General features: G+C 68.5%; 10 protein-coding genes. 6 read left to right on the plus strand and 4 right to left on the minus strand.

What is annotated here, in order from left to right; all coding sequences use genetic code 11:
• Positions 1 to 18 precede the first annotated feature (18 nt).
• From BG90_RS14375 to BG90_RS14390, 4 genes are all read right to left on the minus strand, one after another.
• The gene (locus BG90_RS14375; protein WP_010104847.1) at positions 19 to 1,239 is read right to left on the minus strand and encodes an MFS transporter; all 1,221 of its coding nucleotides are present in this window, start codon (positions 1,237 to 1,239) and stop codon (positions 19 to 21) included.
• 81 nt (positions 1,240 to 1,320) lie between these two features.
• Positions 1,321 to 4,467, minus strand: a complete 3,147-nt coding sequence (locus BG90_RS14380) for an efflux RND transporter permease subunit (protein ID WP_010116110.1) — start codon at positions 4,465 to 4,467, stop codon at positions 1,321 to 1,323.
• Positions 4,464 to 5,687 carry an efflux RND transporter periplasmic adaptor subunit gene (locus BG90_RS14385; RefSeq protein WP_010116109.1) on the minus strand — a complete coding sequence of 408 codons (1,224 nt, stop codon included), beginning with the start codon at positions 5,685 to 5,687 and terminating at the stop codon, positions 4,464 to 4,466. The genes BG90_RS14380 and BG90_RS14385 overlap by 4 nt, the downstream gene beginning before the upstream one ends.
• Positions 5,688 to 5,780: 93 nt before the next feature.
• Positions 5,781 to 6,014, minus strand: coding sequence for a hypothetical protein (locus BG90_RS14390; RefSeq protein WP_232288885.1), 234 nt, complete (start codon positions 6,012 to 6,014; stop codon positions 5,781 to 5,783).
• Between the two features lie 347 nt (positions 6,015 to 6,361).
• On the opposite strand from BG90_RS14390, the gene BG90_RS36150 reads away from it, so the two are divergent.
• The 6 genes from BG90_RS36150 (at position 6,362) to BG90_RS14410 (ending at position 13,519) form a co-directional block, all read left to right on the plus strand.
• A complete protein-coding gene (locus BG90_RS36150) occupies positions 6,362 to 6,964 on the plus strand; it encodes a hypothetical protein (RefSeq protein ID WP_158335896.1) in 603 nt (200 codons plus the stop codon).
• 228 nt (positions 6,965 to 7,192) lie between these two features.
• The gene (gene cysC / locus BG90_RS14395) at positions 7,193 to 8,611 is read left to right on the plus strand and encodes an adenylyl-sulfate kinase (RefSeq protein WP_010116106.1); all 1,419 of its coding nucleotides are present in this window, start codon (positions 7,193 to 7,195) and stop codon (positions 8,609 to 8,611) included.
• A gap of 50 nt (positions 8,612 to 8,661) precedes the next feature.
• Positions 8,662 to 10,500, plus strand: a complete 1,839-nt coding sequence (locus tag BG90_RS14400) for a non-ribosomal peptide synthetase (protein ID WP_010116105.1) — start codon at positions 8,662 to 8,664, stop codon at positions 10,498 to 10,500.
• A gap of 56 nt (positions 10,501 to 10,556) precedes the next feature.
• Complete coding sequence (locus BG90_RS14405; RefSeq protein WP_038802685.1) at positions 10,557 to 11,858, plus strand: MFS transporter; 1,302 nt, start codon at positions 10,557 to 10,559, stop codon at positions 11,856 to 11,858.
• A 40-nt stretch (positions 11,859 to 11,898) separates the two neighbouring features.
• Positions 11,899 to 12,057 (plus strand): hypothetical protein, encoded by a 159-nt coding sequence (locus BG90_RS36765; protein ID WP_010104823.1) that lies wholly within the window; start codon positions 11,899 to 11,901, stop codon positions 12,055 to 12,057.
• 49 nt (positions 12,058 to 12,106) lie between these two features.
• A complete protein-coding gene (locus BG90_RS14410) occupies positions 12,107 to 13,519 on the plus strand; it encodes an FAD/NAD(P)-binding protein (protein ID WP_010116100.1) in 1,413 nt (470 codons plus the stop codon).
• The last annotated feature ends 42 nt before the right edge of the window (positions 13,520 to 13,561 follow it).

Here is a 13,561-nt window from a genome sequence, read left to right on the forward strand (position 1 = left end):
GCGCAAGGACGCCGCCGGCTACTCATCCGCGGCGGCGAAGCGCCGCGCCGCGCCGTGCGCGTCGCCGCCGACGAAGCGGATCGCGGCGAGCAGCGCGACGGCCACGACGAGGCCGACGCCGCCGATGACGAGCACGGAAGGAAACGCGCTCGTCGCGGCGGTCACGAGCCCCGCGACCGGCAGGAACGCGGTCATGACCGACGTGGTCGCGCCGATGCCTTGCGCGAGCTGCTGCTCGGGAATCAGTTTGTAGCGCTTGTCGCGGAAGAAAATGCCGAAGAACGCGCTGCCGACGATCAGCAGTCCGAACGCCAGGCAGAAGAGCCACACGCTCAGATTCGCCGCCGACAGGACGGCGGCGACGGCGAGGCACAGCACGCCGAGGCGTCCGAACCCGGCAGGGCGCAGATCCTTCGCGCAGCGCGGGATCGCGATGCAAAGCGCGAACGAGATCGCGCCGCCGACAAGGTTGGGCATCGCGCTGTACGCGACCGGCAGGCCGTAGAGGCCGATCATCGTCGGCGCGATCAGCGACTGGAAGACCCCGAAGAAGACGTTGAGGAAGCCGCCCGCGAACGTGAGCGCGAGCAGTTTCGCGTTGGTCGCGAGTGTCATGAAACGCGCGCATTCGGACGCGAGCGTCCAGCGGTCGGTGGAGGTGGCGAAAAGCCGGGTGGTCGCGGCGCGCCAGGCGATCGACGCGGCGAACAGCAACCCGTAGCCGAGCGCGAGCGCGCCGATCGCCGCGCGCGGCGACAGCCCGGAAAAGGCCAGTGCGGCGACGCCCGGCCCCGCAAGCCGCGCGAGCGGCTCCAGCAGTTGCGAGCGCGTCTGGAAGCGCTGCAGGCCGGCAGGCGCGAGCCGCTGCGCGGCGGTGGCCTCGTAGTACACGAGCGACATGCCGGACAGCAGGGACACCACGCTCGACAGCATCCATGCGAAATGGGTCTTGCCGAGCAGCACCCACGCCAGCATGAAGAAAAGGCGCAAGCCCTCGACGGCGAAGGCGAGCCGCTTGCCGACGCTTCGGTCGACGATGGAGCCGAACACCGGCGAGAGCAGCGCGCGCGGCATGAATTCGACGAAATAGGCGATGCCGACCGCGAGCGTGCTGCCGCCGCTTTGCTGGTAGACGAGCAGCGGCAGCAGAAAGCCTTTCGCGTAATCGAGCGCGAGCGTGAACACGCGCACGACGGTGAACGGGTGATCGCCGTTGCCGGCCGGTCGCGATGCGCTCATGGGGCGGGGCGTCCTGACGGGAGGGGGCGCGCGCAACGGGTGGGCGTCGGGCGCGCGCCGCGAGGCGCGGCGCACGGCCCGTCAGTCCTGGGGCGCGCCCTCCGCGTGTGCGTTCGACGGCATGTCGAGGCCGAGCGGCCTGAAGCGTGCCTTCAGACGGTTCGACAGCGTGTCGAGATACAGATAGATGACGGGCGTCGTGAACAGCGTGAGCACCTGGCTGACCAGCAGCCCGCCCACCATCGCGTAGCCGAGCGGCTGCCGCAGCTCTGATCCCATTCCGGGCGTGAACATGAGCGGCACCGCGCCGAACAGCGCGGTCATCGTCGTCATCATGATCGGCCGGAAGCGCAGCAGGCACGCGTTGCGGATCGCGTCGAACGACGTCATGTTCTGCTCGCGCGTCGCGGCGATCGCGAAATCGACCATCATGATCCCGTTCTTCTTGACGATGCCGATGAGGAGGATCACGCCGATCAGCGCGATCAGGTTGAAGTCGTACTTGAACAGCCACAGCGTCGCGATCGCGCCGACGCCAGCCGACGGCAGCGTCGACAGGATCGTCCACGGATGGATGAAGCTGCCGTACAGCGCGCCGAGCACCAGATACGCGACGATCAGGGCGGACAGGATCAGCATCGGCATCGTCGCCAGCGTGCTCTGGAATGCCTGCGCCGTGCCCTGGAACGAGCCGACGACGGCGGGCGGCATGCGCAGCGCGGCCTGCGCGGCCTCGATGGCGGTCGTCGCCTCGCCGAGCGAGACGCCGGGCGCGAGGTTGAAGCTGATCGTGACCGACGGGAAATGCGACTGGTGATTGACCGACAGCGGCTGCACCGAGTCGGTCGTCCAGCGCGCGACCGACGACAGCGGCACGAGCGCGCCCGACGGCGATTTCATGTAGATCCTGTCGAGCGTGCCCGGATCGCGCTGCAGCGACGGCAGCGTTTCCATGATGACCTTGTAGGTCGACAACTGCGTGAAGTACTGCGCGACCTGGCGCGAGCCGAACGCGTCGTACAGCGTGCCGTCGATCGCCTCGGGCGTGAGGCCGTAGCGGGCGGCCTGATCGCGGTCGATGGAGACGCTGAGCGCCGAGCCGTTCACCTGCTGGTCGCTCGCGACGTCGCGCAACTGCGGCAGGGCGGACAGCCGCGCGAGCAGGCGGGGCGCCCACGTCGTCAGCTCGCCGACATCGGCGCTTTGCAGCGTCAACTGGTACTGGGTGCGCGCGAGCCGCGCGCCGATGATCACGTCCTGTGCCGCCTGCAGATACATGCGCACGCCGGGCACTTTCGCGAATTGCGGCCGCAGCCGGCGGATCACCTCGTCGGCGGTGGCGTCGCGCTGATCACGCGGTTTCAGCGTGATGTACCAGCGGCCGTTGTTGACGGTCGTGCCCGCATACGCGCTGCCGCCGACCGCCATCTGGCAGTGCTCGACGGCGGGGTCGGCGCGGATGATCGCGGCGAGCGCCATCGAGTGGCGCGCCATGTCCTCGACGGAAATGGTCTGCGCGGCTTCGGATATGCCGGTGATCACGCCCGTGTCCTGCTGCGGGAAGAAGCCTTTCGGGATGCCGATGTAGAGGAACACCGAGGCCGCGACCGACGCGAAGAACGCGCACAGCGTGATGAAGCGGTGCCTGAGCGCGACATCGAGCGCGCGCTCGTATCCGGCCGACATCCGCGCGAACGCGCGCTCGAAGAGGCCGGGCCGGGGCGCGCGGCCGCCGTCGTGGCGCTGCGCGCGCAGCAGGTACGACGCCATCATCGGCGTGAGCGTCAGCGAGACGAATGCGGACACGATGATCGTCATCGACAGCGTGACGGCGAACTCGCGGAACATGCGGCCGATGATGCCGCCCATCAGCAACAGCGGCAGCAGAACCGCGACGAGCGAGATGCTGATCGACGCGATCGTGAAGCTCGTTTCGCTCAGGCCCTTCAACGCGGCCTGCAGCGGCCGTTCGCCTTCCTCGACATGGCGCGCGATGTTCTCCACCATCACGATCGCGTCGTCGACGACGAAGCCGACCGCGATCGTCATCGCCATCAGCGAGATGTTGTCGAGGCTGTACCCGCACGCCCACATCAGCGCGCACGCGCCGAACAGCGAGACCGGCACCGTGATGGCCGGAATGATCGTCGTGCGCACGCTGCCGAGAAACGCGTAGATCACGACGACGACCAGCACGACGTTCAGCAGCAGCGTCAGCTCGATGTCGAGCAGCGATGCGCGGATCGTCTGCGTGCGGTCGGCCAGCACGGCGATCTTCAGCGACGGCGGCAGCGACGCCTCGAGTTCGGGCAGCTTGGCGCGGATTTTGTCGACGGTCGCGACGGTGTTCGCGCCGGGCTTCTTGTAGATGCCGACCGAAATCGAGCGCTTGCCGTCGATCCACGCGGCGAGCGTGTTGTCCTCGGGGCCGAGCACCGCGCGCCCGATATCGCGGATGCGCACCGGCGTGCCGGCCCGATAGGCGACGATCGCGTCGTTCCACTGCGCCGGATCGGTGAGCTGTCCGTTCGTGTAGATCGTGTACGAGCGCGTCGTGCCGTTGAACACGCCTTTCGGATTCACGCCCGACAGGCCCGACAGCGCGCGGCGCACCTCCTCGGACGACAGCTCGCGCGATGCGAGCTTGACGGGGTCGAGCTGGATGCGGATCGACGGCTTCTGCTGCCCGCCGATCGACACGCTGCCGACGCCGTCGATCTGGCTCAGGCTTTTCGTCAGCCGCGTCTCGACATAGTCGTCGATCGTCGTGAGCGGCAGCGTCGAGGATATCGCGCTCAGCAGCATGATCGGCGAGTCGGCCGGATTGACCTTCTGGAACGTCGGCGGCGACGGCAGGTCCGCCGGCAATTGCGCGGCCGCCGCGTCGATCGCGGACTGCACGTCGTTGGCGGCCGCGTCGATGCTGCGATCGAGACTGAACTGCAGCACGATCGACGTCGAGCTGAGCGTGCTCTGCGACGTCATCTGCGTGACGTACGGAATCTTCGAGAACTGCGTCTCCAGCGGCTGCGCGAGCGTCGAAGCGACCGAAACCGGATCGGCGCCGGGCAGGACGGCCGAAACCTGGATGGTCGGGAACTCGACCTGCGGCAGCGGGGCGACGGGCAAATGAAAATACGCGGCCACGCCCGCGAACAGGATGCCCGCCGTCATCAGGCAGGTGGCGACCGGATAGCGGATGAACACCGCGAACATGTTCTGGCTCATGATCGGTGCGCGCCCGTCATGGTCGTGGCCGCTTCGCCGCCGGCCGCCCGCGCGCCGTCGCCGGTCGCGCGGGCCTCGGCGTCGCGCGCCGGCATCATCGTCGCGGCGACGCGCGCGCCATCCTGCAGCCGGTACTGGCCCTGCACGACGACGCGCTGGCCGACCTGCAGGCCGTTCGCGACGCCCGCGTAGCCGAGCGCCCGTTGCGATACCTTGACGGGCTGCATCGCGACCTTGTCGCCCGCGCCGATCACATAGACGAAGCTGCCTTCGGGCCCGATCTGGATCGCATCCTCCGGCACGGCCGTCGCGTCGCGCAGCACGTCGACGACGGTGCGGATCATTACCGACTGCCCCGGCCACAGCGCGCCGTCGGCGTTCTCGAACACCGCTTTCATCCGGATCACGCCGCTGCTCGGGTCGACACGGTTCTCGATCGTGCTCAGCCGCCCGTGCGACAGCACCGTCGCGCCGTCCGTGCTCATCGCGACGGCCTCGACCTGGCCGCGCCGCAGCGCCGCCTGGATTGCCGGCAGCGCGTCCTGCGACTCGGAGTAGATCGCCGTGATCGGCGAAGTCGTGACGAGCGTGAGCAGGACCGTGTCGTTGGCCTTGACGAGGTTGCCCTGATCGACGAGCCTGAAGCCGATGCGCCCCGAGATGGGCGCGCGGATCGTCGTGTAATCGACTGCCACGCGGGCGTTCTGCAGGGCGGCCTGGTCGCCGCGCACCTGCGCGTTCAGTTCGTTGACGCGCGCCCTCCAGGATTCCAGCAACTGCATCGTCGTCGCGTTCACTTCGGAAAGCCTCCGATAGCGTTCGAACTCGAGCCGGGCATTCGCGAGCGTCGCCTTGTCCTGCTCGAGCTTCGCGGCCGCCTGATCGGCGGTCGCCTGGAACGCCCGGCGATCGATCTCGACGAGCACGTCGCCCGCATGCACCTGCTGGCCTTCCTGGAACCGCACGTTCGTGATCTGGCCGTCGACCTGACTCCTCACGGTCACGTCGTACTGCGGCGTGACGGAGCCGACTCCGGTCAGGTAGACGGGCAGGTTCATCGTGCCGACGACGGCTGCCGTGACGGGAATCGCGGCATCGGCCCGCTTCGCGGCGGCTGCGCGCGCGTCGGCCGAAGGTTTGACGAGCCAGGCAAGGAACGCGATCGCGGCGATCGATATCGATGCGAGCGCAACGAGTTTACGGCGCGTGAGGAAAGACATGGGCATGCAGATGGGCGTACAAATGAATGCGGCCGGCATCGCGGCGCGATGTCGGCGTCGGTGAACGGTCGGGAACGTATTCGAGCGAACGCGTCACGGCCGGTGCGACGTGATGAGGTCGGCGTGCCGGGGCCCGCGTGCCGGGCGTTGCGGGTTCGCGCGGCGCCGCTCGGGGCGCTTCTCGGCGAGGGCTGGCGCGTTGGCCTCGACCGAGTCGCCGGGGGCGAAATCCTCCATTTTCGGGCAGGTATTTCCGCCTTGGGCAAACCCGTCGCGCGGGCGCAATAGCCTGTCGTTGATCACCTGTTCGCTCGACTCGAATTTCATGCTGGGCCTGTCCGGAACAGGAGTCTCAAAATAGTTTTCCGCCGCGAATGACGGTAGGAGTACGCGCATCGCGGCGAACGCATTCTATTTTCCGGTTCAATTGATTTGACGCCGTGCGATGAAATGGGGCCATATATATCGAAATCCATTGGACGAAAAATTGCATTGATTTTCGTCTTCGGAACGAATGGCGCGGCGAGCGGATCTGGCCGGGCGAATAAGCCGGCTTTTCAAGCCGCGCCTAATCATTTAATCAGGCGCGGCTTATCGATCTTCACGCCGGTATTTCAGCGGGGCGCCAGAACGGGAAAACGGCGGACAATGCCGTGCAGCTATGATGCGCGCGCATGCCGGCGACGCTCGTTCGCCACGATCGACGACGAGCGTTCGGCGCGCGCGGGCGTGTGCCGGTATCGACTGAGAACGGATTGCCGCTCGCTACGTACGAGCGCGCAGGCGGGATTTGCTTGATTGGCCCGCCAGGTCTCCGCCGGGAGCGGGACCACGTCGGGGCAAGCAGCATCGGGACGTCGATGAACCTCGGAATTCATGTCGCGCCTTTCTACCGTAGAGAGATGACTGAGATGGCCCGGCCATGGCCACAGCTCCCTTTGCGGATCGGCGGGCGTCGCATGTCGTGCGCGCCGCAAGGCTTCTCGAACGCGGGCGGTTGTTGCGGCGATTCGCGTTCCGCCTTCTGGGAGGCGGTAACCGCGTCGATCCGCGCGTTTGCCATCATGTCTCGATCACACTCGGGTTGTGGCATTCAACAGGACCTTACAGTGTTTGTCAAGCCTGCGCATATCGATATGAATTGCAGTGATGTCGTTGAAATGTTGCTTCATGTGCAAACTCGGAGAAATGGGATGATTCCGAACGCCTCTTTATGGCGTGCAGGAAAAACTGATTTTTGTGATGCCAAATATTTTCTATATGAACTACAAAAATAAGTACTTGCTCGTTAAGAATAAGTAATGTAAAAACACGCTGATTGAGAGGCGATTCGGAAAGCCGGTCGCCTTTCCATAGCGCCGCAGAAGATCGAAAAAAGACATTCCGAGGGCGCGTGCTCATAGTGCATGCGCATGTAAAACGATTAAATGACGACGTCCATGAGAGAGCGTAGACGCGGTATTGCTTTTATGCGGTCCTGCCATGATTTTCTGCGGACATCGGAATTGTCCATCGCGGCGGTGAACGGCCTGCGTCGCACCATCGCGCCGGCGCATCGGGTGCTGGACACGTGCGGAGCGGGCGCGGCCGGATTGCTGGCATTGCAGTGCGGTGCGCAGCGAGTCGTGGCGCTCGCGCACGGGGATGATGCGTCGCTCGTCCGTGCCCAGGCCGAGGCGAACGGTCTCGACGGGCGGATATCGTTCGTCGAGGCCGATCGGGCGGCAACGCTCGCCGACCGGGAAGGGCGGTTCGACGTCGTGCTGGGGCTCGCGCCCGGCGAACGCGCCGGGCTCGATCCGCATTACGGCGCTCGGCTCGGCGAATTCGCTCGCCGGTTCGGCGCGGCGAACGTCGCCGTCGTGCCCAACGGCGTGCGCTACGCCGCGCAACTCGTCGAATGGGGCGATGCGGCGCTGCTCGAGGCGGACGTCGCGATGAAGAAGCGTCTCCTCGAATCGCGCTATGAAATCACGTTCGACTCGGTGCTTGAGCAGGTGTCCGACGCGGCCGCGCCGCGCTCTCGCGTGCGCGCCGACGCGCTGCGCGCGCTCGGCGCGCCGCTGCCGTTTCTGACATGCCGTCCCGGCGACGCCTGCGCGAACGGCGCGGCAGCGCCCGAGCAGATCGTGTTGACCGCTGCGCAGCGCGGCCGCGCCGACGGCGTGGTGTGGACGCAGGAGCTGATACACGACGGCATCGTCATCGAGCGGATCCAGGGATGCAGTTGGCTCGACGAGCGCGTCGATCTCGACGCGGGCGACACGATCGCGGTGCGCGTTGACGACATGACGCGGGCCGCGCCGTTCGACGGCCGCGAAGCCGCGCCGTGGCTCGCGCCCGCGATGCGTGCGCCGGGCGCGCCCGCGCCGCTCGTCTTCTGGCTGACCGGTATCTCGGGCGCGGGCAAGACGACGATCGCGACGTGCTTCAAGCGGCATGCGGATGCCGATGCGTGGCCGGCCGTCGTGCTCGACGGCGACACGCTGCGCGGCGGCCTGAACGCGGATCTCGGCTTCTCCGACGCGGACCGCGCGGAGAACGTGCGCCGCATCGCCGAGGTCGCGGCGCTTATGGCCGACACGGGGCTGCTCGTCGTCGTCTCCTGCATTTCGCCCAAACGATCGTTTCGCGAAACGGCGCGCACGATCGTCGGCGCGGGGCGGTTCGTCGAAGTGTTCGTCGATACGCCGCCCGCGGTCGCGGAAGCGCGCGATCCGAAGGGACTGTATCGGCGCGCGCGCGCGGGACTGATCGGCTCCTTCACCGGGATCGATTCCGACTACGAGCCGCCGCGGAATCCGCAGTTGCGCATCGATACGACGGCGCACGACGTCGAGGCCGCGACGCAGATGCTGCGCCGCCACTACATCGACACGCGCCTGTCCGCCGAGCGTGCGGGCGCCGCCGAGGCCGCGGCGTGACGCCGTTGCATGGATTCATGCTTTCCCGACAGCGAATGGCGAGACACACGATGAGCGTTCACGACATGACTCGCGCGCACGACGTCGCGCCGGCGCGCGCGGATCGATTTGGCCGGCATTTTGCGACGGCGGCCGCGGCCGAGATCGCCGCCGCCGATTCGCTGACGGCGCGATTCGCCGACGTGGCCGCGCGCCGTCGCGATGCGGCGGCGGTGGTGTGCGGCGACGAGCGCTGGACGTACGGCATGCTCGCGGCGCGGGCATGCCGCATCGCCGAAGCGGTGCGCGCGGCGGGCGGGGACGGCAGCGAGCCGGTCGCGCTGCTCTACGCGCACGGCGCGCCGATGATCGCCGCGATGCTCGGCGTGCTGGGCGCCGGCAAGTTCTACGTTCCGCTGATCGCGGACCACCCGCTGCCGCACCTGCAGTCGATCGTGCGCGAGTGCGGCTGCCGGATCGTGCTCGCCGCGCCTGCGCTCGCCGAGACGGCGGCGCGCCTTGGCGTCGCGGCGAGCGTCGTCGACGACGCGAGCCTGCCGGAAGCGGACGGCCCGCTGGATGCGCGCGGCAGCGACGCGGTTTCGTATCTGCTGTTCACGTCCGGCACGACCGGCGTGCCGAAGGGCGTGATGCAATGCGACCGCAACGTGCTGCACCACGCCGCGTGCTATGCGTCGTCGATCGGCCTCGGCGACGACGACCGGATGACGCTGTTGCCGTACTACGGCTTCGACGCGTCGGTGATGGATATCTTCGCCACGCTGCTGACGGGCGCGAGCCTTCATCTCTGGGACGTGCGCGAGCGCGGCGTCGAGGGCATCGGCGATTGGCTCGCGCGCGAGCGCATGACGATCTGGCATTCGACGCCGAGCGTGCTGCGCGCCGCGTTTCCCGCCTTCGCCCGGCCGGCCGCGCTGCGCTGGGTCGTGCTGGGCGGGGAGGCGGCGACGGGGGGCGACGTGGCGCTCGTGGCGCGGCACGGCGGCCCGCAATGCCGGTTGCTCAACGGCCTCGGGCCGACCGAATGCACGACGGCGCTGCAGTACGTCGCCGATCCCGTCGCCGACGCGGCCGTCGCGCGCCTGCCGGTCGGCCGGCCGGTGCCGGGCGTCGAGGTCGCGCTGCTCGATGCCGCCGGCGATGTCTGCGCGACGGAAGGCGAGCTCGCGATCGTCAGCCCGTTCGTCGCGCTCGGGTACTGGGGGCGTCCGGACCTGACGGCCGAGCGTTTCGGCGAAGCGGCGCGTCCGGACGGCGCGCGGCGGTATCGCACGGGCGATCTGCTGCGGATGAACGCGCACGGATGCTACGAGCACCTGACGCGGGTCGACGATCAGATCAAGATCCGCGGCTTGCGCGTCGAGCTGGGCGAGATCCAGGCGACGCTCGGCGGGCACGACGATGTGCTGCAGGCAATCGTGCTGCCGCGTCTCGACGACCTCACGCAGCAGCAGACAGTCGTCGCCTACGTCGTGCTGCGCGAGGCGTTGGTCGACGTCGCGGCGTTGCGCGATTACGTCGCGCAGCGTCTGCCCGCGTACATGGTGCCGCGCGCGATCGTTCGCCTCGACGCGATGCCGTTGCTGCCGAACGGCAAGCTGGATCGTCGCGCGCTGCCGGCGCCGCCGCGGGCGGACGCATCGGCGGGCGAGCGCAAGGGGCCGCGCACGCCGCTGCATCGGGTGCTCGCCGCGTGCTGGGCCGACGTGCTGCGACGCGACGCAGTCGGCATCGACGAGAACTTCTTCGAGCTCGGCGGCGATTCGCTGCTCGGCACGCAACTGCTCTCGCGCGTGAAGCGCGACCTCGAGCTCGATGCGCGGCTTGGCGACCTGTTCCGTCATCCGACGGTCGAGTCGTTGGCCGAGCACTTGCTGGCTTCACGATGACCGGCCCCGCGGCCGGAGAAATGTCGACGCGATCAACTCGATTCAGCGAGACGGACATGACCGACAGCGCGCAGGACAGCATCGACGAAGCCACGCGGCCCGCGCGCGTCTCGTGGCTCGCGACGCTGCGCGGTCCGTTCGCGTACCGCACGTTCGCGTCGATCTGGATCGCGAGCCTCGTCGGCAACATCGGCGGATCGATTCAGACCGTTGCGGCCTCGTGGCTGATGACGTCGATGGCGCCGTCGCCGACGATGGTCTCGCTCGTGCAGACGGCGTTCACGCTGCCGATCGCGCTGTTCGCGCTGATGTCGGGCGTCGCCGCCGACGCATGGGATCGCCGCACGGTGATGCTGCTGTCGCAGTCGCTGATGTTCTCGGTGGCGCTGTGCCTCGTCGCGCTCGTGGCCGCGGGCGCGATGACGCCGATGCGCCTGCTCGTCTGCATGTTCGTCGGCGGCTGCGCGGGCGCGATGTTTCAGCCCGCGTGGCAGTCCGCCGTGACCGAGCAGGTGCCGGCGCACGAGCTGTCCGCGGCGATCGCGCTCGACAGCTTTTCGATGAACTTCGCGCGCACCGCGGGGCCGGCGTTGGGCGGCTTCATCGTGGCGTCCGTCTCGCCGAATGCGGCGTTCGTCCTGAGCGGACTGTCGTACGCGGGGCTCATCTATGTGCTGTCGCGTTCGCTACGCGGCGCCGCCGCGCGAAAGCCCGCGCGCGCGCGCCTCGCGACGATGCTGGTTCAAGGCGTTCGTTATTGCGTCCGCACGCCCGGCATCCGCGGCACGCTGATTCGCAGCAGCCTGTTCGGATTTCTCGGCAGCCCCGTCTGGGCGCTTCTGCCTCTCTTTGCGAAGACGCAATTCGGCGGCGAGGCGCGCACCTACGGGATCCTGCTCGCATCGTTCGGCGCGGGCGCGGCGTGCGGCGCGCTGGGCGGCGCGGCAGGGCGCGCGAGGCTCGGCCGCGAGGCGCTGATCCGGCTGTGCACGCTCACGTTCGCGGCCGGCATGCTGGCCACGGCGTGGAGCCCGTGCCAGGCCGTCGCGATGCTTGGCCTCGCCGTCGCGGGCGGGAGCTGGGTCGCGTGCGTCTCGACCTACAACCTCACGATTCAGACGGCGTCGCCGGCTTGGGTGGCGGGGCGATCGCTGTCGCTGTTTCACTCGTTCATCGTCGGCGGACTCTCGATCGGCAGCTACCTCTGGGGCGTCGCGGCGACGAGCAGTTCGATCAACTCGGCATTCGCGATATCGGCGCTGATGATGGCGGTATCGGTGGTTCTCGCGGCATGGCTGCCGTTGCCGACGCACGAGATGCTCGGCGAGCACGCGCGCGGCGAGCCGCAACGGACATGAACGGCAGATCGGCCGTCGAATTCGAATCGATCGCGACGGCATGCGCTCCTACCCGAACGTGACCGATGCGCAAGGGCAGATGCTGACGAGCGAGCACGAACCCGCGCGGATCGGCGGGAAGCAGGCGGGCGCAGTGGTGTTTCCGGCGAAGGTGACGGACCGCGGCCGGCGCGATCCGATGGCGGCGACGAACGAATAGGCGCCCGGGGACCGGGGCGCTCGACTCACTCAAAGCGAACGAGGAATCGATGAGCACGACGACAGTTGCGATTATCGGTGCGGGATTTTGCGGGGCGACGTTGGCGACGCATCTGCTGCGGCGGCCGCCGGTGCGGCCGATGCGGGTGCTGCTGATCAATCGATCGGGCGCGATGGCTCGCGGCGTGGCCTACGGCACGCGCGCGCTCGGCCATCTGCTCAATGTGCCCGCCGGCCGGATGAGCGCGATGGCGGGGGACGACGACGATTTCTATCGGTACGCGAACGGGCGCGATCCGCGCGTCGCACGCAACAGCTTTGTGCCGCGGCGGATATACGGCGATTACCTCGAGGCGCGCTTGACCGAGGCGATCGAGCAGGCCGGAGCGGGCGTTGAATTGCGCAGCGTGGTGGGAAGCGCGGTGCGGATCGTGCCGGTCGACGGCGGCGCGCGCGGGGCGATCACGATGGACGACGGCACGGTGATCCATGCCGAGCGCGTCGTGCTGAGCAGCGGCAACGAAATGCGTCGCGATCCGTTCATCGCCGAATCGCAGAGGCGGTTCTACGACAGCGGCGCCTACGTCAGCGATCCGTGGCGCCCCGGCGCGCTGCGCGGCATCGCGCCGGACGCGCCGGTGCTGCTCGTGGGCAGCGGCCTCACGATGATGGACGTCGTGCTCGATCTGCGTGCCCGAGGTCACGTGGCGCCGATTCACGTGGTGTCGCGCCATGGGTTGTTGCCGCTCGCGCATCGCGAGATGGACGCGGCGCCGTACTACGACGACCGGCTGGCGAGCCGCATGCTCGCGCACGCGAACGTGCGCCATTACGTGCGTGCCGTGCGCGAGGCGGTGCGCGACGCGCTCCGTGGCGGCGGCGACTGGCGCGACGTGATCGGTTCGCTGCGAGCGGCGACGCCCGCGTTGTGGCGTCAATTGTCGAGCGACGAGCGCCGGCGCTTCCTGCGCCATGTCCGGCCGTATTGGGACGTGCATCGCCACCGCTGCGCGCCCGGGCCGGCGGCGCGGCTGCAAGCGGAAGTCGGGCGAGGCGGCGTCGTCGTCATGGCGGGGCGGGTGACGGGCTACACCGAGCATGCGCGTGGCGTCGGCGTGGCGGTTCGCCGGCGCGGCGCGACCGTGGACGAGCGCCTCGAAGTCGGTGCGGTCGTCAACTGCACGGGGCCGGCGCCCGACTTCAGCGCGCGCGCGGGGTCGCTGCTCGGCAATCTGTACGCGGCCGGTCTGATCGTGCCGGATGCGATCGGCATGGGGTTCGAGATCGCGGAGGACGGCGCGGTGCGCGGCCGCGACGGCTCGCCATCGGCATGGCTGCGCTATGTCGGGCCGTTGCTGCAGGCGCGCGACTGGGAAGCGACGGCGGTGCCCGAGCTGCGGCAGTACGTGAAGCGGCTCGCCGATACGCTGCTCGCGCCGCGCAACGAAGGGGTGCTGATCTAGCGGCGCGGATCGGGGCGGGTCCGCGCGCTTGCGGAAGACGGC

Source organism: Burkholderia oklahomensis C6786 (assembly GCF_000959365.1).
GTDB classification, from domain to species: Bacteria; Pseudomonadota; Gammaproteobacteria; order Burkholderiales; family Burkholderiaceae; genus Burkholderia; species Burkholderia oklahomensis.

Excerpts from the sequence above, each read along its gene's own strand:
- BG90_RS14375 (WP_010104847.1), bottom strand. The coding sequence starts at position 1,239 with ATGAGCGCATCGCGACCGGCCGGCAACGGCGATCACCCGTTCACCGTC.
- BG90_RS14380 (WP_010116110.1), bottom strand. The coding sequence starts at position 4,467 with ATGAGCCAGAACATGTTCGCGGTGTTCATCCGCTATCCGGTCGCCACC.
- BG90_RS14385 (WP_010116109.1), bottom strand. The coding sequence starts at position 5,687 with ATGTCTTTCCTCACGCGCCGTAAACTCGTTGCGCTCGCATCGATATCG.
- BG90_RS14390 (WP_232288885.1), bottom strand. The coding sequence starts at position 6,014 with ATGAAATTCGAGTCGAGCGAACAGGTGATCAACGACAGGCTATTGCGC.
- BG90_RS36150 (WP_158335896.1), top strand. The coding sequence starts at position 6,362 with ATGCCGGCGACGCTCGTTCGCCACGATCGACGACGAGCGTTCGGCGCG.
- BG90_RS14400 (WP_010116105.1), top strand. The coding sequence starts at position 8,662 with ATGAGCGTTCACGACATGACTCGCGCGCACGACGTCGCGCCGGCGCGC.
- BG90_RS14405 (WP_038802685.1), top strand. The coding sequence starts at position 10,557 with ATGACCGACAGCGCGCAGGACAGCATCGACGAAGCCACGCGGCCCGCG.
- BG90_RS36765 (WP_010104823.1), top strand. The coding sequence starts at position 11,899 with ATGCGCTCCTACCCGAACGTGACCGATGCGCAAGGGCAGATGCTGACG.
- BG90_RS14410 (WP_010116100.1), top strand. The coding sequence starts at position 12,107 with ATGAGCACGACGACAGTTGCGATTATCGGTGCGGGATTTTGCGGGGCG.